The 23,886-nt window shown below is 36.0% G+C and carries 21 protein-coding genes; 11 read left to right on the top strand and 10 right to left on the bottom strand.

Annotated elements, in window-relative coordinates; all coding sequences use genetic code 11:
• Positions 1-15 precede the first annotated feature (15 nt).
• Both J0L69_02735 and J0L69_02730 read right to left on the bottom strand, forming a co-directional pair.
• Entirely contained in the window at positions 16-1,611 is a 1,596-nt protein-coding gene (locus J0L69_02735) for a NarK/NasA family nitrate transporter (protein MBN8692080.1), read from the bottom strand.
• A 26-nt stretch (positions 1,612-1,637) separates the two neighbouring features.
• On the bottom strand, positions 1,638-3,407 hold the full coding sequence (locus tag J0L69_02730; GenBank protein MBN8692079.1) for an MFS transporter: 1,770 nt from the start codon (positions 3,405-3,407) through the stop codon (positions 1,638-1,640).
• 183 nt (positions 3,408-3,590) lie between these two features.
• Between J0L69_02730 and J0L69_02725 the strand changes: the two genes are divergently transcribed.
• Both J0L69_02725 and J0L69_02720 read left to right on the top strand, forming a co-directional pair.
• Positions 3,591-4,202 carry a Crp/Fnr family transcriptional regulator gene (locus tag J0L69_02725; protein ID MBN8692078.1) on the top strand — a complete coding sequence of 204 codons (612 nt, stop codon included), beginning with the start codon at positions 3,591-3,593 and terminating at the stop codon, positions 4,200-4,202.
• Positions 4,203-4,300: 98 nt separating this feature from the next.
• The gene (locus J0L69_02720) at positions 4,301-5,404 is read left to right on the top strand and encodes a proline dehydrogenase family protein (GenBank protein ID MBN8692077.1); all 1,104 of its coding nucleotides are present in this window, start codon (positions 4,301-4,303) and stop codon (positions 5,402-5,404) included.
• Positions 5,405-5,490: 86 nt separating this feature from the next.
• Here the strand turns inward: J0L69_02720 and J0L69_02715 are convergent, their stop codons facing one another.
• Positions 5,491-6,261: a radical SAM protein gene (locus J0L69_02715; protein MBN8692076.1), complete on the bottom strand. Its 771-nt coding sequence runs from the start codon at positions 6,259-6,261 to the stop codon at positions 5,491-5,493.
• 185 nt (positions 6,262-6,446) lie between these two features.
• Here J0L69_02715 and J0L69_02710 point away from each other — a divergent pair, with 185 nt between their 5' ends.
• Entirely contained in the window at positions 6,447-9,005 is a 2,559-nt protein-coding gene (locus J0L69_02710) for an adenosylcobalamin-dependent ribonucleoside-diphosphate reductase (protein MBN8692075.1), read from the top strand.
• A gap of 135 nt (positions 9,006-9,140) precedes the next feature.
• Here J0L69_02710 and J0L69_02705 read toward each other — a convergent pair whose 3' ends face one another.
• From J0L69_02705 to J0L69_02675, 7 genes are all read right to left on the bottom strand, one after another.
• Positions 9,141-9,800, bottom strand: coding sequence for a cytochrome c (locus tag J0L69_02705; GenBank protein ID MBN8692074.1), 660 nt, complete (start codon positions 9,798-9,800; stop codon positions 9,141-9,143).
• A gap of 13 nt (positions 9,801-9,813) precedes the next feature.
• The gene (narI, locus tag J0L69_02700) at positions 9,814-10,539 is read right to left on the bottom strand and encodes a respiratory nitrate reductase subunit gamma (protein MBN8692073.1); all 726 of its coding nucleotides are present in this window, start codon (positions 10,537-10,539) and stop codon (positions 9,814-9,816) included.
• A gap of 2 nt (positions 10,540-10,541) precedes the next feature.
• Positions 10,542-11,234 (bottom strand): hypothetical protein, encoded by a 693-nt coding sequence (locus J0L69_02695; GenBank protein ID MBN8692072.1) that lies wholly within the window; start codon positions 11,232-11,234, stop codon positions 10,542-10,544.
• Entirely contained in the window at positions 11,231-12,721 is a 1,491-nt protein-coding gene (narH, locus tag J0L69_02690; GenBank protein ID MBN8692071.1) for a nitrate reductase subunit beta, read from the bottom strand. The genes J0L69_02695 and narH overlap by 4 nt, the downstream gene beginning before the upstream one ends.
• Before the next feature lie 21 nt (positions 12,722-12,742).
• Positions 12,743-16,360, bottom strand: a complete 3,618-nt coding sequence (locus J0L69_02685; GenBank protein ID MBN8692070.1) for a nitrate reductase subunit alpha — start codon at positions 16,358-16,360, stop codon at positions 12,743-12,745.
• A 16-nt stretch (positions 16,361-16,376) separates the two neighbouring features.
• Entirely contained in the window at positions 16,377-17,243 is an 867-nt protein-coding gene (locus J0L69_02680) for a c-type cytochrome (protein MBN8692069.1), read from the bottom strand.
• 79 nt (positions 17,244-17,322) lie between these two features.
• Entirely contained in the window at positions 17,323-18,051 is a 729-nt protein-coding gene (locus J0L69_02675; GenBank protein MBN8692068.1) for a Crp/Fnr family transcriptional regulator, read from the bottom strand.
• A 123-nt stretch (positions 18,052-18,174) separates the two neighbouring features.
• Here J0L69_02675 and J0L69_02670 point away from each other — a divergent pair, with 123 nt between their 5' ends.
• The 8 genes from J0L69_02670 to J0L69_02635 are packed head-to-tail and all read left to right on the top strand — an operon-like array spanning position 18,175 to position 23,886.
• On the top strand, positions 18,175-19,371 hold the full coding sequence (locus J0L69_02670) for a molybdopterin molybdotransferase MoeA (GenBank protein MBN8692067.1): 1,197 nt from the start codon (positions 18,175-18,177) through the stop codon (positions 19,369-19,371).
• Between the two features lie 47 nt (positions 19,372-19,418).
• The gene (locus J0L69_02665) at positions 19,419-19,742 is read left to right on the top strand and encodes a LysR family transcriptional regulator (protein MBN8692066.1); all 324 of its coding nucleotides are present in this window, start codon (positions 19,419-19,421) and stop codon (positions 19,740-19,742) included.
• A gap of 34 nt (positions 19,743-19,776) precedes the next feature.
• The gene (locus J0L69_02660; protein ID MBN8692065.1) at positions 19,777-20,601 is read left to right on the top strand and encodes an NTP transferase domain-containing protein; all 825 of its coding nucleotides are present in this window, start codon (positions 19,777-19,779) and stop codon (positions 20,599-20,601) included.
• Between the two features lie 2 nt (positions 20,602-20,603).
• A complete protein-coding gene (locus tag J0L69_02655) occupies positions 20,604-21,704 on the top strand; it encodes a HesA/MoeB/ThiF family protein (protein ID MBN8692064.1) in 1,101 nt (366 codons plus the stop codon).
• A 1-nt stretch (position 21,705) separates the two neighbouring features.
• Positions 21,706-22,152, top strand: coding sequence for a molybdenum cofactor biosynthesis protein MoaE (locus J0L69_02650; GenBank protein MBN8692063.1), 447 nt, complete (start codon positions 21,706-21,708; stop codon positions 22,150-22,152).
• Between the two features lies 1 nt (position 22,153).
• Positions 22,154-23,065, top strand: a complete 912-nt coding sequence (gene moaCB / locus J0L69_02645; GenBank protein MBN8692062.1) for a bifunctional molybdenum cofactor biosynthesis protein MoaC/MoaB — start codon at positions 22,154-22,156, stop codon at positions 23,063-23,065.
• Positions 23,066-23,111: 46 nt separating this feature from the next.
• Entirely contained in the window at positions 23,112-23,486 is a 375-nt protein-coding gene (locus J0L69_02640; GenBank protein MBN8692061.1) for a hypothetical protein, read from the top strand.
• A 10-nt stretch (positions 23,487-23,496) separates the two neighbouring features.
• A complete protein-coding gene (locus J0L69_02635) occupies positions 23,497-23,886 on the top strand; it encodes a hypothetical protein (GenBank protein MBN8692060.1) in 390 nt (129 codons plus the stop codon).

The raw sequence follows: 23,886 nt of genomic DNA, 5'->3' as shown, positions 1-23,886 counted from the left end.
GGATACATTTTTAGTTTAACTTGGTCTTTCACATCCTTTACGTTGATAGTAATACCAATTGATTACAGTTCCAATAACAGCGAATACAAGAAGACCGATAAAGAATCGATTTGCGCTTCCTGTTGCTGTAATAGCATTGCCAATTAAAGTTGCAAATATGAATGGGCCATATGCTGCAATAGCACCCGTCCAACCTAGAACTCCTGCTGCCTGACGTTGATTTTCGGAAAAGATTATTGGATACTGACGGAAGGTTCCGGCGTTACCAATACCGGTAAAAAAGAATAAACCTAACATAACACCAAGGAACAGCGGAAACTGATCAACACTTGTTGGGTTCAATAATCCCTGTGAAATCAAGATAGCACTTCCCACTATTAATCCAACACCTGTTAAAGTGGTAAGAATGGCTCCGCCAACTTTATCGGCAATAAATCCAAATATGACACGGCTGGCTGAACCAATTAGTGGTCCGTAAAACGCGTATGCCAAAGGGTCAGGCGCATTAGGGAAATTTCCATAGAGCGTTTTTATCATTAACGGAAATGCGGCGGCCAGACCTGAAAACCCTCCGAATGTCATTACATAAGTAATTGTACAAAACCAAGTATGTTTGCTGCCAAAAATATCCAGTTGTTCTTTGAAAGAAGCCTTTACCGGTATACTTCTCAAATAAACCCAGCATATAATACCTAGAATAATCAAAAGTGGTGCGTACCAAAATGCTGCTGACTGTAAATAAACATCTTTATTCTTTACAGCTTTTGTGTTCTCGTTCATTTTCTTCATCACCTTTTCGCCAGCTTTAGGATGAATAGAACTGATTGCTTTTCCTTGCGCTTTAGCAGGGCAAGCATTAAAGAATGCGACTTTATCAGTTAACGAAACGGTTTGCTTAATTGAATCCTTAATTTTTTTAGGGATATTTAAAATAATTTTTGATTGAATGCCGGTGTCTAACGAAGCAAACACCTCTGTTCTTTTAGCTCCATCCATTTCTTTTAAAGTTGCGGTAGCTTCTTTTGCATCAATACCGGTTGACACTTGTGAAGCACCATAAATAGCCAAACCTAAAATTGCCGGCGTTACAAACTGTGCGACAGAAACACCAAAGTTTCCGATTCCAGCCTGTATGCCGAGAGCAGTTCCTTTCAATCGTTTTGGGAAAAACATATTAGTACTTGGCATGTAAGAAGAGAAATCACCGCCACCAAAACCGGAAGTAAAAGCTAACACCATAAATACCCAAAATGGAGTATTTGGATCCATTACTGCCAAACCAATTCCAATTACCGGAATAAGTTTAATTATAGTAGCAACTGTGATGATGTGCCTTGTACCATATATTGGCAAAAGAAACGTATGAACTATACGCAATGTTCCTGCAGCTAATCCCGGCATAGCGGCTAACCAGAATAATTGATCAGGCGTAAACTTAAATCCTATCGATGGGAGCTTTACAACAATTGCACTCATCATAAACCATGTGGCAAACGAGAGTATTAACGTAAACGTTGTTATCCATAACGTTCTCCAAGCAATTTTTTTTCCTTCGGATTCCCAAAAATTATCATCTTCGGGATCCCATTTATCTAACCATGTTTTAGCCATAACGTTTTTTATAGGTTTTATTTATTTTATCTGACAATTCTTAATACAGGACAAGGAGCATCCAAAAAGACATCGTATGTTCGGCTGCCCATTAATAATTTTCCGAGTGGAGACGCTTTATGACTTGCAAGCAAAATAAGCTCCGCGTTCCTTTCTTTGGCAATTGTTACAATTTCTGTAGCAACATCCCCCTGTCCAAATACAGCTTCTATATTAGTTACCTCCATATCTTTTAGTTTTTTTGCTTCATTTAATAGAATCTGTTTGCCCTCATTTATCCAACTTTCACGTATTTGCGCAAAATTTTCAGAATCGGTTGCTAATATTCCGGTACTGTGAGACTTTTGATTTACATAAAGCAGCAATAAACTTGCTCCTGTTTTTTTAGCCAGGTAAGCAGCTTGTTCTCTTGCTTTTTCGGCAAGTTCAGAATTCCCAATTGGGTAAATAATTGTACGGTAAGCAAATTCACCACTTCTTGCAGGTTGCATTTTTTGCCCTTCAATGTGTTCTTGTATTTCAACTTCGATTGTCTCCGGTTTAAATATTGCGCGACCGCCCGGACCAACCCATTTTTTAGTCCATTTTTTTTGTGCTACCCTAAGTATGACAAAGGCTATTACAGCTAGTGCTGCGAAAGCAAGAAAGCCCCATGAAAATGATCCTGTGCTTTGTTTTGAAATTCCCATAGCATTTGGAATAAAGCTGCCACCTAGTGCACCTATTTCTCCAATCATACTACCGGCAACAGCTGTTGCTAAGGGCCAACGTAATGGCACCAATTGAAACAGCGCCCCGTTACCTGCACCTAATGCAGCAAATGATAACATAAATAAAATGGTTGTTGTTACCAGATTAAGCTGAAATGATGCGATTATCATGAACAGAATTACAAAACTAAAAATGAATGAAAGTGTGTTTATTCCTCCCCATTTATCAGAAGCCCATCCTCCAACAACCCTAACTGCACTTCCCATCAGTGCTGCCAACATAGTTAATTGCCCTGCTTCTACTTTTGTAACGTGAAACTGATCGTAGAAATAAGTAGGTAAAAAAGTTGAAAGCCCTATAAAACCACCAAAGGTTATTATATAAATCAAATTAAATACCCATCCATCCTTTTCGAAAAGACAAGATAAATGTTCTTTCAGTGATTGCTTATGCGTATCAGGTGGCTCTTTAGCAAAAACTAACATAACAATCATTGGTAACAGCATAAACAATGCACCAAAGCCATAAACAGCTTGCCATCCAAATTTTTGAGCCAACGGAGGAGCAAAAATCATGGCTAAAACAGTACCACTATTGCCGGCACCGGCAATTCCCATTGCCAATCCCTTATATTTGGGCGGAAACCACCCTGAGCCTAATGATAATGCCACACCAAAGCTTGCTCCTGCAATTCCTAATAAAATCCCCATATTAATGACCTCAGAGTAAGTATCAACCATAAAATATCCATAAACCAACGCAGTAAAAATAAGCCCCATCTCAACCATAGCAGCCCATTTTCTACCTATATATTGTGCCAATACCCCTAATGGAAATCGCATAATAGCTCCTGCCATAATAGGAACCGAAATCATAAACCCCTTTTGTGCCGGAGATAAATTAAACTCTTCGCTAATAAATGGCGCCATTGCTCCATTTAAAACCCAGATTGCAAAACAAAAATCGAAATACAGAAAAGCAGAGAACAAAGTTGGTGGGTGTCCTGATTTAAGAAATGTTTTAAAACTTGCCATAAAAATAATCTTTAATTCTGGTGTAAAAGTAGAATCTGCGTTTTGTTTCAAAAATGATTGGCGTCATAAATTTAGCCTTTTGTCATGTTCTAAAATTATTCAACTCTTACCGTTAACTAATATACTTAGACCCTTTTGCTCTTTTTGTTATATGATTAATATCATATTAAAAGCCATGTAGCGTATCTAATTTTACATAGAGCCAAGAATAATTTGGAAAATAGTCAACGCATAATGCATTTATTCGATCAGAGTGAGACAATAAAGCTCACTGAACATACCTTACTAAACAGTACGTATGGTAAGGCTGAAAGTATCTATCTTATAAAAAAAGGAGCTATCAAAGTATTTAAGAAAAAACAAGATGAGCTTTTCATTTTATCTATAGGTTTTGAAGGAGACATTATTGGACTGGAACAGCTGTTTAACGATAGCGCCAATGATAAATACTATTATGCAGTTCCGGGTACAGAAATCAAACAGCTATCCATTGCCCCTTTGCAAAATATACTCAAAACAAATTCACGATTAAACATGGAGGTGCTACAGTATATTTCTGAGATGACCGATCAGGTAGAAGTGAATCTGATGAATGTTACACAAAGAAGTGTTACCTGTAATATGGCTAATTTACTTATTAAACTAAATTCCATTAAATGTAATGGGATTATTCCAAGCGTTGTTACAACCAAAGACCTTGCTAACTTAATAGGCACCACAATAAATTATGTGTATAAAACTTTACAAAACATGGAAGGTAAAAAAATAGTAAGCTTCAAAGACCGAAGGTTACGCATTGTAAATAATGAGTTGTTAAAGCAGCTTGCCACAAACGGCAAAATTTAATTCTATCCATCATGAATTCTCCTATTCTATATAACACCGAAAAAGCCTTCACGCTTAAATCGAACAGTGAACTTTTTCAAACTAAATTAATGTATAGAATAATGAATTATACGTGGCTTACCAAATTATTAACCAAGCTTGTTAACTTCTCTCTAAAAATAGGTTTACCTATTAAACCTTTAATAAAAAAAACTGTTTTTAAACAATTTTGTGGCGGAGAAACGATAAATGAAAGTAAAATTGTAATTATTAAATTATATGGCATTAACGTGAAGTCTATTTTAGACTATTCCGTTGAGGGCGTCAGTACAGATGAAAACTTTACAAATACACTAAATGAAACACTTAAAATAATTCAAACAGCGCATAACAACCCCTCCATACCCTACACATGTATAAAGCTAACAGGATTTGTAGATACAAAATTACTTGAGAAAGTAAGTTCTAATCAAGAATTGAGCGCGATTGAGCAACAAGAATGGCTCAACTTAAAAAACAGGCTTTCAACTTTATTTGATGCCGCACAAAAATATAATGTTCCGGTTTTTATTGATGCGGAAGAAAGTTGGATACAGCCAGCCATAGATAAACTAGCGGAGGAATTTATGGTGAACTATAATCGCAACAACCATGTTGTTCTTACAACTCTTCAGATGTATAGAAATGACAGATTGCCTTACTTGAAAAAACTCATCAAGTTTGCCAGATTTCATCAAATTAAACTGGGTATTAAATTGGTTCGAGGTGCCTATCTTGAAAAAGAAAATGAGCGTGCAAAAAAATTAAATTATCCCAGCCCGATTAATTCTACCAAAGCAATAACAGATTCTGAATTTGACAGTGCTGTGAAGTTGTGTTTAGATAATATTGATATTATTATGCTTTGTGCCGGTACTCATAATGAAATTAGCACTTTACTTCTTTTAGATGAAATGAAAAAAAGAAATTTACCAAATAATCATCCGAACATTTTCTTTTCTCAACTCTACGGAATGAGTGACAATATTACCATGAATCTTGGAGCACATGAATATAATGTAACAAAATACGTTCCGTACGGTCCGGTAGAATCTGTCATTCCCTACTTAATTAGAAGGGCTCAGGAAAATTCCGGTATTGCAGGACAAATGAGCAGAGAGCTAAAAATGATATTACATGAACAAACCCGACGTAATCAATTAAAACTATCAGGTAACGCATGAGTTCGTAATTAAAATTACTCCTTTAAAACCCTTACAATTACAAGTTATTTCACAAATTATAATTGTGTTTGAAATACAATTTCAACCTAGGTGTAAACTTTTGCCTTAATTCCGGCATCATTTACTCTTAGAGCAATGTTACTTAAGGTTTCACTTGGAATTTTTTGCAGTTCTTTAGCCGGAGTTTCTCTATCTATAGTGTAAATCATGACCTCATTTGGATGCAGCTGCTTTATATAATTTAGCCAATCGTTCAAATTTGACTCATCTGTGCTGTTAATATATTCATTCTTAAACATGCCTTTAAGAAAAATAGATTGTATAATTAATTTATCCTCAAGTTTTTTTAGATTTTGAACATACCAATCGATGCTCTTATTATTTAATGGCTGGTCGATTACTTTAAACAATTTATCATTACCGGCATCAAACTTCATAACACATAAATCAACCTTCAACAGTGCTTCTAAAACATCCGGTTTATTCATTAATACTCCGTTCGAGAGAATAACAATTTTTACCTTTGGCATATATAAATTTCTTAATCGAATAGTATCTTCGATAATTCTCAAAAATTGCGGATGCATTGTTGGTTCGCCATTTCCTGCAAAAGTTATCACATCCGGAAGATCTGCTTTTTGTCCCAACTCTTTGAATTTAATTTGCATTGCAGAAACAATATCTCCATAACTTGTATACTTAACTTTAGTGTTTTTAAGATTTGTCCAACCGCACTCACAATAAATACAATTAAAGTTACATACCTTATTATCTAAAGGCAAAAGATTAATGCCTAACGATTTTCCAAAACGCCGACTGACAATAGGCCCAAATACGATTTTATCAAAAAGAATCACGGCAAATAATATAAGTAAGTTACTAATTAAACAAGGGATGTTTAATGATAATTATCATATTACTTATTAATTCTTAAAAATAATCTCTGACTAAAGTTTAAATGTTAGAAACAAACTGAATAAGTCGCATCCTTCAAACCCATCCTGTAGATTTTATTGAAATAACTTGCATCAAAAAATATTTTATGATTACAGCTGAAAATAAAAAAGAAACTAAAAGCGCTACCAGTACATACACCTTCGCTGAAGCTCTGAGTAAAAGTATGGAGTATTTCAACGGGGATGAATTGGCAGCTAACACATGGTTGAGCAAGTATGCCATGAGAGACAAGAAAGGGAATTTTCTGGAAAGCACTCCTGTTGAGATGCATAAACGAATGGCAAAAGAATTTGCGCGTGTTGAATCGCTTTATAAAACAAAAGAAAACCAGAAAAATCAATTGTCTGATTATGGCAAAAAACGTGAGGCACTTACTAACGAGTCGATATTTCATCTATTTCATAAATTCAAATATGTCATTCCGCAAGGCAGTGTAATGTCTTCTTTAGGAAACCAACATGTAATTGCATCTTTATCTAATTGTATTGTATTACCGGAAATATACGATTCATATGGCGGTGTATTCTATACAGATCAACAAATGGCACAATTATTTAAACGCCGTTGTGGAGTTGGTATAGATATTTCTACTCTACGTCCGAGCGGACAAAATGTGAGTAACGCGGCAGGAACCACATCTGGTGCTGTTTCATTTATGGACAGATTCTCGAGTACAACAAGAGAGGTTGCACAAAATGGAAGAAGAGGCGCCTTAATGATTACTATGGATATTGCTCATCCTGATATAGAACAATTTATTACAATAAAACAAGATCTTAAAAAAATTACCGGTGCTAACATATCAATAAAAGTATCGGATGAATTTATGACTGCTGTGAAAAACGGAACTAAATTCACATTAAAATATCCTGTCGACTCAAAAAACCCAAGCATTACAAAAACAATTGATGCAAGAGAACTTTGGAAAACAATTACAAAATGCGCACATAACACTGCTGAGCCGGGAATCATCTTTTGGGACAGACAACATCACTATTCTACGTCATCCATTTATCCTGGATTTAAAAATGTTTCAACTAATCCATGTTCTGAAATTGCCATGCAGGGCGGCGATAGTTGTCGATTAATAGCACTTAATTTGTACAATTTCGTTGATTCTCCTTTTACTTCAGATGCTAAATTTAACTTTGAGAAATTTTATGAGATTAGTTATGAAGCGCAACGATTAATGGATGATTTAGTGGATTTAGAACTTGAGGCTATTGAGAAAATAATTGCGAAAGTTCAGTCCGATCCTGAACCCGATTTTATTAAAAAAGTAGAGCTCGAAACCTGGAATTTATTATACAACGCAGGAAAAAAAGGGAGAAGAACGGGTTTAGGTTTTACAGCTCTTGCGGACACGCTCGCTGCACTAAACATTAAATTTGACAGTAACGAAGCGTTAGCTATGACAGATGAAATCATGAAGACGAAATGCAAAGCTGAATTTGAAAGCTCTATCGATATGGCTGTTGAACGAGGAAAGTTTGAAGCCTACGATAACACATACGAAGATCAATCCGAATTTATTGATATGTTTAAATCGGTATTTCCAGATGTAACAAAAAGAATGTACAAATTTGGAAGAAGGAATATTTCCATTAGTACAGTTGCACCCACCGGTAGTATTAGTATTTTGGCGCAATCATCTTCTGGTATTGAGCCGGTATTTTTATTAAGTTACAAGCGTCGTAAAAAAGTTAATCCGGGCGACCCTAACAGCAAAGTTGATTTTGTTGACAATCTTGGCGACTGTTGGCAAGAATTTACGATATACCATCACCGTTTAAAAGATTGGATGAGTATTACCGGAAACAATAACATTGCACAAAGTCCGTATTTTCAATCAACCGCTAATGATATTGATTGGGAGAAACGTATTTTGTTACAATCAATTGTTCAGAAATACACCACACACAGTATTAGTTCAACCATTAATCTTCCCAATAATGCCACTGAAGAATTAGTAGGCGATATTTATTTAAAATCATGGGAGGCAGGATTAAAAGGGATTACCGTTTATAGAGATGGTTCGCGTTCCGGTGTACTTGTATCTGACAAGGAAAAAGAAAAATCAAATCATTTAAAAGATTCTATTCCGCCAAAACGCCCTGCAAAAATTGACGCGTCTATCATGCGCTTCATGAATCATAATGAAAAATGGATTGCGTTTGTGGGAATTATTGACAATCGGCCCTATGAAATTTTCACAGGTAAAGCCGAAGATTCGTTTATTTTACCGGAGTGGATTAGTAAAGGATGGATTACAAAAACAAAATCAGAAGGCGGTAAAAGCCGATATGATTTCCAATATCTTGATAAAGACGGATACAAAGTAACCATTGAGGGATTATCTCGTTCCTTTAACAAAGAGTATTGGAACTACGCTAAATTAATTTCAGGCGTGTTACGACATGGAATGCCTTTAATTCACGTGATTGATTTAATAGAGAATCTTAACTTCTCAAATGAAAGTATTATAACCTGGAAATCCGGATTAGAGCGCGCACTAAAACAATTCATTCCTAACGGTTCACAGGCCAAGGACAAGCAGTGTCCAAGTTGTGGCGACCCTAGCGGACTGATTTACGAAGAAGGGTGTTTAAAATGTAAAAGCTGCGGCCATTCAAAATGCGGTTAATCCATTGCCTTACTAATAAAAAAGAGCGGAGAAAAAATCTCCGCTCTTTTTTATCCAACATTAATAAAGTGTGAAAATTAAAAAGCGGGCCGAAAAAATCGTAACCCGCTTTTATTACACACACAGCAATTCAACTTATATTAGACTCGATATGCAAGATTTCATAATCATAGCTAATACTATTACACCTACAAACATTAAAAATCTCCCATTCTGTTCTAAATACTTACTAACACGATCACTCAAAGGCAAAGTATCAAAAGAATATCCCAATCGCCTCAAGTTATACTTAAGAACCATTAAATAAGCCGATAATCCGATGATTAAAGTAAGCAGCAGTGTAATGAAAACTTTAGTGCCGGTACTCCAAGGTGCGCTTTTAACCGGTTGTTCAACAGCTACGTTCTGTGCTGCTGCAACCGGAGCGCCCGCATCAGGATTTCCAACAAATGAAAGAATTGCTTTTATGTCCCCATCCGATAGTTGTGCAAAAGGCGGCATAACCATTTTTCCACCCGCCTCATAAACCTCAATTGCAGTTGCATCACCACTTTTAACCATTCCCTGCGAATCTTTAATCCACTTAATCAACCACTCTTCGGTGCGTGTGGTGTTAATTCCTTCCAGTCCCGGACCAACTAACTTTTGTTTTGTTGTAGTATGGCAAACGCCACAATTTTGTTTAAATAACGCCTTTCCGTCCTGAGCATATACTTCACTAAATAAACACAACAGGATTATCGGTATCAAACCGCGTATACGGTCTATACTGATATATAGTTTATTGGTTTTCATATATTAAAATTAATTAATTATTGAGCGATTTTTTTCCGTAAGAATGAGCTCTGCTTGTTCTGATCGATCGACGATCCCAATTCCATACCACTTGCTGGTAACTTCTCCATAGATAATCTACAGGGTATACTAAGAAGTGCACAAAGCGTGTGAAAGGAATGATTGCAATAATGCTGAATGCAGAAACAACATGTATTTTTAACCATACTGAATTTACAGTTGAAATGGCATCGATTTGCGGATCGAAAACAAAAATAGAACGTAAATAAGGTGTAAGGAAAGCCGCAAACCAATTGGAGCCCCAACGATTAAAGTAGGCCACACACAACCCGGATACTATTTGGATGAATAAAACTAAATAAACTACTACGTCCATTTTATTAGTAACCATTTGCACTCGCTTGTTTGTAAGGCGACGAGTAACAAGAGCTAAAAGCCCCCATAATGCACTAATACCAAAAGCGAAAGAAGCGCACTCGATAATTAATAATCTAACAGTATGCCCGTTCCATGCAATTAATGTAGACGGAAATAAAAAAGCTATTAGATGTCCGAAAAAGAGAAAAAACAATCCCCAGTGAAAAGGTTGACTTCCGAAGAACAAAGTTCGGCCCTCTAAAAACTGAGAAGATAATGAAGAAACTTTAAAGCCCTTGTAAAGGTATCTATATATAGATCCTACTAAAAATGTTGCTAGAGCAACATAAGGCAATGCGATAAATAACAACTGGTTTAGCATAATTAATCGATTTTATAGTTGTTTACTAATTGATTTACTGAATTATTTTTATTAAAGAACGAATCGTTTACTAGGTTTTCCTCTTTAGGATTATATTTTAGAATCGCTTCATGGAAGTCTGATTCCATTACTTTTAAAAGTGCTAAAAATGCATTGTGATATAAGTTACCGCTATTAAGTTCTTCGGCAATTAATGCATTATGTAGTTTTTTAATAACTTTCATTTTTAATTCGATTTTGGCAATATCAAATTCCTGGATCATTTTTTTTACTCCCGGAACAAGTATTTTAGCTACTAACTCGTTTACGAATTCCTTGTCAGAGTGAACAGTTATTAAATACAACACATGCGATAAATGATCAGGTAGCTCAGGACTACAATCATGATTAATTCGACCTTGTTCTTGTTGCATATGCAATAAAAAAGAACCCCTCTTATAATCTTCACCAAAAATTACATACCCCAAATCCAAATAACAAATTGGCTGCACATCAAATGTTTTTGTAAACAGCTCTTCTCTGCCATCTTCATCAAGCGAAATAAAATGATTTGTAAAAGGAAGTAAACATTGTGCCGCTTCAGGGTATTCCGATTCTAAAAGCTCCTGACAAAGTATCGCCTTGTTAGAACTTTGCGTATCAGGATACCTGAAGAGATCGGCCAATGTTATATAAATATGTGAGTTTTTTATCATAATCCTCTTGCTGGTTTTTCTTTAAATCCAAATCCTGTATTCCCTTTCACGTCAGCAGTGTTTTCGAGCATTTCGATAGATTCTTCACGGTGTGCGGGAGGAATCACAAAGCGCTCATCAAATGTCGCTAAGGTGGTTAGTCTGAAAATATCATCTGCAGTTTTAGGATCTAAATGTATTTCTTGCATTGCTGCGTTAATTTCCTCTTTAGTTAAATCACCAACAGTTTCGCCTCTTCTATGCATACGTACTGCCATAAGTCTTTTAAGCACTTCGGCTACTTTTTCGGTGTTTCCTGCGGTAAATAAGGAAGCCAGATATTTCATTGGCAAACGTGTACTGTCAATACCTCCCCATAATGATTTAGAGGTCGTATTGTAAATTCCATTTTGAACACTTGCCATTCCTGGTAACAACGCTGGAACATAAAACAAATTAGGTAATGTTCTGAACTCAGGATGTAATGGTAAAGCCAATTTCCAAACCTTTAAGAATTTATATACTGGTGATTTTTGAGCTGCTTCAATGGTTGACATCGCAATACCATTTAATGCAGCTTGCTTAATAACTTCCGGATCAAATGGATCTAAATAAATTTCTAATTGCGCATCCACTAAATTTTCATCAGTAGCTGAAGCAATTCTTTCAATTTTATCTGCATCATATAAAAGCACTCCTAAATAACGAATTCTTCCAACACAAGAGTGGAAACATGCAGGAGCCTGGCCACTTTCTAATCTTGGATAACACAACACACATTTTTCTGATTTACCGGTATGCCAGTTGTAATATGATTTTTTATAAGGACAAGCGGTTACACACATTCTCCATGCACGGCAACGCTCCTGATTAATCAACACAACACCATCTTCACCGCGCTTGTATAATGCTCCTGACGGACATGATGCTACACATGCCGGATTCAAACAATGGTTGCAAATACGAGGTAAATAATGAAATGTCATTCTTTCCAGTTGAAACATTGCTTCCCTTTCAGCAGGAGTAAGCTTTTCCATATTTACGTCTTGACGAGCGAAATCCGGAGACCCCCCCATATCATCATCCCAGTTTGGACCACTTCTTACTTCCATAGTTTCGCCTGTAACTAAAGAAACGGGACGAGCTGTTGGTTGATCGTCTCCTTCTGGAGCAGTAATCAAATCCTGATACTTGTAAGTCCATGGTTCATAATAATCATCCAAAACCGGCATATACGGATTGTGAAAGATATTTTTTAAACCTTTAAATTTTCCTGTGCCTTTTAAAGAAACGGTGTCGCCGTTTTTTTCCCATCCACCTTTATAAATTTCCTGATTCTCCCACTTTGTAGGATAACCTGTGCCCGGTTTGGTTTCTACGTTATTCCACCACATGTATTCAGCGCCCTTTCTGTCTGTCCAAATGTTTTTACAAGCAATTGAACAAGTATGGCACCCGATACATTTATCGAGGTGAAAAACCATGGCTATTTGCGATCTTACGTTCATAACGCTATTATTAAGTTGTTTTTAAAATTCTAATTTTTCCATTTTTCTTACCAATACGTGTGTATCACGATTTACACCAACCGGACCCCAGTAGTTGAAATGGTATGAAAACTGTCCATAGCCACCTAACATCAAATTTGGTTTTAAGTGAACACGTGTAAAACTGTTGTGTCCTCCGCCTCGTTTTCCTCCTCTAATCTGAGATTTTGGTTGTGAGTACGTTCTTTCAGGAGAGTGGTAAACAATACAAACTCCTTTTGGAATACGAGCACTAACACACGCACGAGTACAATACACACCGTGGTCGTTATATACTTCCACCCAATCGTTATCTTTAATTCCTAACTCAGCTGCATCTTGTTCACTCATCCAACAAGGCTCCATTCCTCGAGATAAGGTTAACATACGTAACGTATCTCCATAAGTTGAGTGAATATGCCACTTACCGTGTGGTGTTAATACATTTAACATTTTTGCTTTTCCGTCATTAACTGTTTTGCGTAAGTCGCCGTACGCTTGTGGAGTTGGAGATGGCTTGTAAGTTGGTAAATGTTCGCCAAACGCAATGTATCCATCGTGATCTAAATAGAATGACTGGCGACCGGTTAATGTTCTCCAAGGCACAAGGCAATCTACGTTATACGTATAGGCACAGTACGCTCGACCGTTATCCATTAAACCCGACCAAAGTGGTGAGTTGTTATAGCGGCGAGGTTGTGATTGTAAATCTTTGTAATCAATTTTTACATCTTTACTTCCTATACCGTGCTGTAAGAGTGGCATACCGGTCTTCTTCTCCATGTTAGTGTAGGCTCTTACAGTTAATTCTCCATTGGTAAGGGAAGATAATTTAAGAATAGAATTAATCGCCTCAATATCTTCTTTCAGTGAAGGGTACTCTGTATTGTTAACTTTTTGTACGTGACGTTTATCGTTTAACATGTTTTTATAAACATCATCGGCCATAAAGCTTACACCATGAGCTCCGATTTGATTATTTAATAGGTTTTGTCCTAATGAAATAAATTTGTTATAGATTTGCGTGTAATCCCTCTCAACAATTGCAATTTTATGCATTGTTTTTCCAGGAATAGGTTCACACTCGCCTTTGTACCAATCTAATAGTTTTGGTTGTGATATTTCATCAATACTATCATGAGAAAGCGGAACATTCACAATATCTTTTACAGGAGCAGGGAAATGATTTTTTGCCATTTCACTAAACACCTTAGCAATGTATTGGAAAATCTGCCAATCTGTTTTTGCTTCCCATACAGGTGCAACAGCAGCGCTCAAAGGATGAATAAATGAGTGCATATCTGTACTATTAATGTCTGCCTTTTCATACCAAGATGCTGTTGGTAAAACAATATCTGAATAAAGAGCCGTTGTGTCCATACGGAAGTTAATGTCTACTACCAAGTCCATTTTTCCCTTTGGTGCTTCTCTCCAAATCACTTCGTAAACCTCGTCCTTAGCAACCTCATCGGCAATTTTATTAGTATGCGTACCTAGGTAATGATCTAACATGTACTCATGACCTTTAGCACTCGACATTAAAGCATTACCGCGCCAAATAAACCAATTACGTGGGAAGTTAATTTCATTATCAGGATCCATTACAGAATATCCTAGTTCTTTCGACTTGAGTTGTTTTACAACATAATTTCTGATTTCATCATCATTACTTGCGCCGGTACTAATTGCATCTTTTGCAATTTGTAAATTGTTTTTACTGTATTGAGGATAGAATGGCATCCAACCGTTTCGAACCGACATGGCAATGAAATCAGCGGAGTGCATATTCCCTAATTTACTTCCTTGAGGAACTTTATTATACAGTGCTTGATTATTATCGTAGCGCCATTGGTCGGAATTAATGTAGTGCCAAATCGGTCCTTGCTGTAAGCGGTTAGCGCCCTGCCAGTCCTTTGCCGACATGATTGTTGACCATGAATCCATTGGTGCTAATTTTTCCTGACCAACGTAGTGATTCATACCGCCACCATTTACTCCATTACAGCCAGTGAGCATTTGGGTCATGATGGCTGAACGATACATTAAATTATTATGGAACCAGTGGCAAATAGCCGCTCCAACAATAACCATACATTTACCTTTTGTAATTTCAGCTGTGTTTCCCCACTCTCTTGCTAGTTGTAAAACTGTATCTCGACCTACGCCGGTAAATATTTCTTGCCAAGCCGGAGTATATGCGTGTTTTTCGTCGTTATAATCTTTTGGATATTCGCCCGATAAACCGCGACCAACACCATACTGACCCATCGTTAAATCATAAACAGTAGTTACCGGTATTTTTCCATTAACTGTATCAATGTATCTTACCGGAACACCACGTACTGCTTTTTTATCTAAACCAAATTCAGTAAACTCAACACTTAATACATCATCTTTTTTATCAATGAAAGTTAATGTTGGGTCGTAAGTGCCATTATCTTCCCCGTCTTCAAATTTCAAATTCCAGTTACCTGTCTTGTTTTTATCCCAACGTTGTCCCATCGAGCCCTTTGGCATAACAAGTTTTCCTGATGCGGCATCAACGTTCAAGAATTTCCAATCGCCATTTTCAACGTTTTGATATTTTGAGATTGTATTAGCGCGTACTAATTTTCCTGGTAAATATTTATCACCATCTTTTATTAATTCAACTATAAAAGGGCAATCCGTATAACGTTTTACATAATCCATAAAATATGGAACCTGACGGTCGACATGGAATTCTTTAAGAATAACATGAGTAACAGCCATCCAGAAAGCACCATCAGAACCGGCATGACACGGAATCCATTGATCGGCGTGTTTTGCAACCATACTAAAATCAGGAGACATTACAACTGTTTTAGTACCGTTATGTTTCGACTCAGAGAAAAAGTGAATGTCAGGTGTACGAGTCATACCAAGGTTTGCACCCATTGACACACAGAATTTAGAATTATACCAATCAGCACTCTCACATACGTCAGTTTGCTCACCCCAAATTTCTGGAAATGCTGTAGGAAGGTCGCAATACCAATCGTAGAAACTTAAGTTAACGCCCCCAATTAATTGCAGGTAACGAGCACCTGAAGCATAACTTAACATCGACATGGCAGGAATTGGCGAGAAACCAATTACACGGTCTGGACCATATTTCTTAATAGTATAAAGATTAGCGGCTGCAATTAATTCAACAACCTCATCCCATTTAGCTCTTCTGAAACCTCCTTTACCTCTTGCTTTTTGATAACGCTTTCTTTTTTCAGGATTATTCTGAAGGCTTTCCCATGCGGTATAGGCATCACCGCATTTTTGTTTCTCTTCTTTAAATAAATCTAATAAAGCTCCACGAATTAATGGATACTTAACGCGAATTGGGCTGTATAAATACCATGAGTAAGAGATACCACGTTGACAGCCGCGAGGCTCATATGGTGGTAAAGTTTCCTCTAACAAAGGATAATCTAATGCTTGTGTTTCCCAAACAACAATTCCGTCTTTAACGTATACTTGCCAAGAACAACCGCCGGTACAGTTAACACCATGCGTGCTCCTTACAACTTTATCGTGTTGCCAACGGTTTCTGTAAAACTCTTCCCATTTACGGGTTTTCGGAGAAATTATATCTTCAATCCAGCTCATAATTTTAAGGATTTAGTTAGTTAATAGTTTTAATTTGACGTCCGTGATAATCGCCTTTTACTGATTTGATTTTTCTTTTATTCCATACAAGAAGTATTAAACCGAATAAAATCATAAATCCAATCAGTCCGCCGATTAATAATGGGTTCATCCCTGCAGTTTGTGGTGCTTGAGGATTATCTGCGTCTTGAAGAAATGCAGATAAAGCCTTTATCTCATCTTGCGTTAATGGATTATTTTTAAACGCCTGAGTCATGGCAGGAAATGGTGGCGAAGAAAGCAATCCGCTAATTCCCGCATCACCGCCTAATCGGGCATAGCAATTCGTTAAATCCTTTGCAAGCACGCCACCTGCAATCATATCTTTATAATTAACGTTATGGCATGAGATACAAGAAGCACCTCCGTTTTTGAAGGCGGTATTTCCTTCAAAATACAATCTTCCCTTTAAAATAAGGTCAGCCAAGTTAGCGGTGTCCTTAGTTTCAGTTTGGCTAGGTGCAGCCTCAGCAACCGGCGCTGATACTGCTCCACCACTCTGCTCAGCAACATATGCAATAACTGACTTAATAGCATCATCACTCAAATTTTGGTCTGGCATAATCATTCCTCCATACTCGTCGAAAATTGCTTTTGCATCCGCATCACCACTTTTAATAAATGCTTGTGAACTTTTGACAAATTTCAAAATCCACTCTTCACTTCTTCGTTTATTCACATCCTTCAAATCCGGACCAACAAGTTTGCCCTTACCTATTGAGTGACAAACGCCGCAAGATTGTTTAAACGTTGCTTCACCGTTTTGCGCCGCTAACGGTAATTGTACGGTAGCAACAAATAAACTAAAAATGCTTATAGTTTTTATTATTGACTTTCCTTTCATAAACATGTTTTTTAGTTTTTAATCTGATAAATTCCGATACAAATATGACTAAGGTTTACTTATTTAAATATGATTCTAATCATTTTTTCAAACTATTATCCATACGATTCGACAGTTCCGTAATTCTTTGTCTATCCACTATACGTATTCTTTTTCCCTTTAATTCAATTATGGCTTCTTTTGCAAATTCAGAAATAATTCTAATACTGGTTTCGGTGGTTGTTCCAACGATATGCCCAATATCCTCTCTTTTAAATGTTGCGTTAATGGTTCCGTCTTTCTCATAAATCCCATAGAACTCTTCAAGAATTAAGAGAATTTCTGCAACTCTTCCGCGCACGTTTTTTTGCGCCATATTCAGCATCATGTTTTCAGCAAACCTTAAATCGCGTGAGAGAATATTTATTGTTTGAGCAGCAATTTCTGGTTTTGAATACAACAATTCGAAATAAACTTCCTTAGGATAAAAACACACATGTGTATCTTCTAGTGTAATTGCAGAAGCTTGATAAATGTCATTACATAATAAAGCGCGGTAGCCAATATAGTTACCCGGCTTAGCTAAACGAACTATTTGCTCCTTCCCCTCCTCACTCGCCTTTGTTATTTTTACATTTCCATCATGAATGCAATATATACCGCGTGGTTCAGCACCCTCCTTAAAAATATATTGTCCCTTTTTGTATAATTGATAATGCTTCTTAGCGCTTAGTGTAGCAAGTTCATCCCCTCTAAACACTGAAAAAATGCTTTGAGAACAAGTGATGCAATTTGCGCAACTCGGGGATTGAATGTTTTTTGTTTCCATTGCTTAGAGGCTTGTAATTGGGTCAAAAGTACCTCGTTAGTGCCCTGTGGAAGCAGACATATGTTCTGTTTTTTGATGATTTTAATCATATTCTTAATTTAGCATTGTTTATTACTTTGAACTATGATTTCAATTAACGACGCTAAAATCAAACTTTTAGAAGAATCTAATAGCAGACCCAAGGGTTTAATTAGAATGAATATTGATAACGTTTTTGGTCTGGCGTTAGGTGAAGATCTTATTGCCAAATGTGACTCACCCCCATTTCATCAATCGGCCATGGACGGATACGCAATAAATACTGAAGCATTTGGTAAACTAGACAATATATGTTTAGAATCAGATGTTGAAATTAGTGCAGGCAGTGACAAAAAAATTAAGTTAAAACCTAATACCGCTGTGAGAATCTTCACAGGGGCAAAAGTTCCTTTAAATTGTAATCTTGTGATTCCACAGGAGCACGTTAATATTGACTCGAATAATAAATTACAATTTAATTCCTCAGGGTATTCAAAAGATGATAATATTCGGCATAAAGGTTCCCAGTTCAAAAAAGGCGAATTAATTCTTGAAAAAGGAAGCATTATGAACGCTGCAAAAATCGCTATTGCTGTTACTGCCGGGCATGCGCAACTTAAAGTTATAAAAACCCCAAAGGTTCGTATAATTGTTTGCGGAAATGAGCTTGCTTTACCCGGATCGAAATTAAGCGCCGGCCAAATCTATGAAAGTAATTCTGTAATGATAACCGCACTTTTAAAAGAGTATAACATTGAGATAAGCGGATCTTCCTATTCTAAGGATTCATTAAAACAATTACAAAATCAACTAAAAAAAGCCTTTCAACAATCGGATATTGTTTTGGTAAGCGGAGGGATTTCAGTTGGTAAATATGATTTAGTCCAACTTGCACTAACAAATTTGAAAACTCAAACAGTATTTTATAAAATCAAACAGAAGCCCGGCAAACCACTTTACTTTGGACGAAATAAAAACAAATTTGTATTTGGTTTACCCGGTAATCCCGCCGCTACACTTACTTGCTTGTATGAATACGTCTTGCCATTCATACAATCACTCTCATCAGTTAAGCCCGATAATATATTGCCTAAAAAAGCGAAGCTTCTGAATGATTATAAAAAGAAAGCGGGTTTAACCCATTTTTTAAAGGCTATGGTTGATGATAACGGAATTACCATTCTCCCCGATCAGGAATCTTATAAATTAACTTCATTTGCAATGGCAAATTGCTTAGCTATAATACCTGAAGATGCCAGTGAAGTTAAAAAGGGGGAATTCATAGAATATCATTTGATATGATTATAATCATTGAATATTATATACAAATAAAATATTTTTGACTAAAAATGAATATCAACGGAAGAATATGGCTTGAAACCTCTAAAGGCACTTTTGCAGGAGAAGGTAGAATTGCGCTTCTTGAAAAAATTAAACTTCACGGTTCAATTAATAAAGCCGCGAAAGAAATGAAAATGAGTTATAGGCAAGCTTGGGAGCAAATAGAATCGATGAATAAACAATACAATAAGCCGTTAGTTCACAAAGCATCAGGCGGCGTAGGCGGCGGCGGTAGCGTTTTAACGTTGGAAGGAGAAAAAGTAATTAAACTTTATAAAGAGATTAAACTTAAATTTAATGAGTTTTTAAAAACTCAGAGTAAAACATTATAAATATACATAGCGTTATTCACCTGCGCCTATAACGATGCCAAAAAAACCAAATACTCTTCATGCGTTTGTTCTTGCCGGTGGCAAAAGTACACGTATGGGCACCGATAAAGGTTTGGTATTACATTTGGGTAAACCTTTTGTTGTTAGAATTATCGAGGCCATTCAATCGCACTCCGACTCTATTACTATTATAAGTAATACATCGAATTATAATTACCTTGGGTACCCTATTCTTGAAGACCTTATTAAAAATAAAGGCCCTTTAGCGGGTATATATACAGGATTAAAACACTCCTCCTCTCAAAATAATCTTTTTGTTAGTTGTGATATACCTTTATTGAACAATGCGGTAATTAACTACTTAATTTCACACGCCGATTATAGCTCAGATGCAAGCGTATTAATACACAATAATAACATCGAGCCGCTTTGTGGTATCTATAATAAAAAGATTACTGAAACCCTTAAATCACTTATCGAAGAAGATAAATTAAGTGTAATTAGTGCATTACAACACCTAAACGTTCACTACATCGATGTCAGTAATGTTGATGGTATAACACCTGACTCATTAAAAAATATTAATACAAAAACAGAATTAATTGAAATAGAAAAGCATTTAATGGGAAAAGTTAATGTTACTTTATTTGGTGTCTTAGCAGAGTTGGCAGGAAATTCAAATTTAATATTTGAAAATGTTAACAACACTAATGAGTTGAAGAATGCGCTTACATCACAATTTCCTGAATTTGCTAAGTACAATCTTCTACTCGCTAACAACAATATTTTTATCCATCAAAATACACCACTTAAAAACGGCGATTCTGTTTCTGTTATGCCGCCCTTTTCAGGAGGATAACCATGCTCACAAACGATGAAATATTAAGATATGACCGCCAATTAAAAACAAAAGCAATTGGTTTAGAGGGACAGTTACGTCTAAAACAAGCTAAAGTATTATTAATTGGTGCAGGAGGATTAGGTTGTCCGGCTTTACAGTATATGGCTGCGGCAGGTATTGGAAAGATACATATTCTGGATGGTGATATTGTAAGTGAGTCTAATTTGCAGCGCCAGTTACTTTTTACAACCAATGATGTAGGTAAATATAAAGCAGAAGTTGCGGCCGGCAAACTACAGTTTATTAATCCCTTTATTGACATTACATTTCAAAATCAATTTTTGTCTGCTACTTTAGCATTAAACCTATTTCCTAAATATAACCTCATTGTAGATTGTAGCGACAATTTTGGAACACGCTATCTCATTAATGACGTTTGCTTGCTTAACAACTTAACTGTTGTATCGGCCTCACTTTATCAAACCGAGGCTCAACTCGGAACATTTAATTTGCTTTTAGGCGATAACACGCGCAGCGCTTCCTACTCCGATATATTTCCTGAAAGTGATAAAAATGCTCAGTCGCTAGATTGTAACACTGCCGGAGTAATTGCCACATTACCCGGCATAATGGGCGTAATGCAAGCCAATGAAGTTTTAAAGTACTTTACTGATAAAACAAATTGTTTGACAAATCAATTACTACTTCTGAATGCTATTACTTTAAAAACAAGTTTCTTTAAGTTTGCAGCTTTAAATTCAACAACTAAGGTTTCTGAGGAGTATATTCTTAATAAGACTTACGATATTCCTTGCTCCACTTCAAACAAATTAGTTATAGACATATCCGAATTACAACAAATAACAAAAAATAGCTATACAATAATTGATGTTCGCGAAAAAAACGAATTGCCCATTATCAGCTCCCATAAAATAATTAACATTCCTTTATCCATTTTGAATGAGAGAATGGATGAATTGAAAAAATATACCAGTATTCTTTTTGTTTGTAAATCCGGGGTCAGAAGTAAAAAAGCAGCCCAATTAGCAAAAGAACAACTGATCGATTTACAAATCTATTCGTACAAAAACGGCATTGAAGAACTGATAAAACTTATTTAACATGAAACCAACTCATACAAATTGCTTTGAGTTATTAGACGGTAATATTTCTGTTTCTAAAACAACTCAAGTACTACAACAAGGCACACAGTTTCCTGATTCGGGCGCCTATTCAGTTTTTATGGGCCAAGTAAGAAATGATGTTATTGAAAACAAAACAGTACGAGCCATTCATTACACAGCTAATGTGGAAATGGCTAAACAGGTGATGACCGGTATTCTTAATGACGCATACAATGAATTTAACACAAATTTCGTTCATGTTTTACATAGCCTAGGCGAAGTATCCAAAGGAGAAATTTGTTTACTGGTAATGGTTGTATGCGGTCATAGAAAAGAAAGCTTTAAAGCTTGCGAATACATCGTTGAACGATTAAAAAAAGAATTACCCGTTTGGGGACAAGAAATATTTGAAGACAACACTCATACTTGGAAAATAAATAAATAATATGGTAAACATTTTATCGAAATCGAATACAGAACGCAGAGCCATTGCAGAAGCATTCTTGTCTGTTTCAAAACTGGAAACAATTGAAGCAATCTTAAATAAAAAAGTACCCAAAGGCGATGTTTTTGAAATGTCAAAAGCCGCAGGTTTGCTGGCCGTTAAGAAAACCAGTGATGTCATACCCGATTGCCATCCTCTACCGGTTGAATACACAAAAATATCACATACGGTCAATGGCACGCAAATCATAATCCATGTGGAAGTAGCAACCATTTACAAAACAGGAGTTGAAGTTGAAGCCATGTACGGGGCCTCTGTTGTGGCTATGACAATGTACGATATGCTAAAGCCAATTGACAAAGATATTACAATTGAAAAAATAAAATTACTCGAGAAAGAAGGCGGTAAATCAGACTTCAGAAAAGATACAGGTAAAGGATTAAAATCTGCTGTATTAATTGTTTCTGATTCAATTTATAATAAAAAGAAGGAAGACACTGGCGGACAAATAATTCTTTCTACGCTTAACAAAAACAACTTAGATAATACATCGTATGAAATCATACCGGATAATCCTAAAATATTAACTTCAAAAGTAAAGGAACTTTCTTCAAAAGTTGATTTACTTATCATCAGTGGTGGAACGGGATTAACAAAAACAGATAAAACTCCGGAAACAATAAAAAGTTTAATTGATGTTGAAATTCCGGGCATCATGGAAACGGCTCGCAATTACGGCCAAAACAGGACGCCTTATGCTATGTTTTCAAGAGGTTTTGCAGGAACGATTGGCGAAACACTTGTTCTTGCCATTCCCGGCTCAACAAATGGTGTAAAAGAAACTATGGATGCACTTTTTCCTTACGTACTTCATGGTTTCAAAATGCTGAAGCTTAAAAATAATGGGAATTAATTGGAGAAAATACAAACCCATACTAAAATACCATCGACTATTTGTTTTGAGTATTGTTTTCACATACATAATATTTAAATATCTAAATACACCGAATAACGACCAATATAATAACGGACAAATAAAACACGAAGGACGCAGAGAAAACGGATTCAATGAGGGTAGATGGATTTGGTATTACGAAAACGGAACTAAACAAATGGAGGGTGTATTTAAACACGGTAAAAGAAATGGAAAATGGAAAATGTACAATAAAAACGGTATAATTATTACAGAAAGAAATTATGAAAATGATAAACTTAACGGCCCTTTTTATGATTATTACGATAATGGTAATTTAAAAAGTGAAGGCGTATTTTTAAACGATATTATTTCGGGCCATATAAAAACACACAAAGAAAATGGAGAATTAATAAACTAAAATTAAAACAATGACAATCACAGATTACGATAAGAATTATAAGATGTTTGAAAATATGGCCATTTGGGAAGTAAAATCCCTTGATCACTTTTTTGAAGACGATGAAATGCTAAATAAAATATTTGCAGAGGAATACGGCTTCCCCTACTCAGAACTTAGCAAACATTTAGACACATTTAAAGACACGCCCGTAATGGTAGTAAGCAAAATACTCGACTATTTTGGCGATAAACATTTTTTTGTGTTTGAGAATAATAACAAACACCATAATGACCTGAAAAAATTACAAGATGATAAAATAATTAATTTCGGAATGGATATATACGTGATTAATCCGGCACACATTTATGTATTAATGATGGATAAAACCCAAGACCCTTCCAAATACGATACACTCTAA

The organism is Bacteroidota bacterium, assembly GCA_017303905.1.
Classification (GTDB): Bacteria; Bacteroidota; Bacteroidia; order B-17B0; family Aurantibacillaceae; genus JAHEYG01.
The sequence above is the reverse complement of the archived record's forward strand: the minus strand, read 5'-3'. Positions and strand labels throughout refer to the sequence as shown.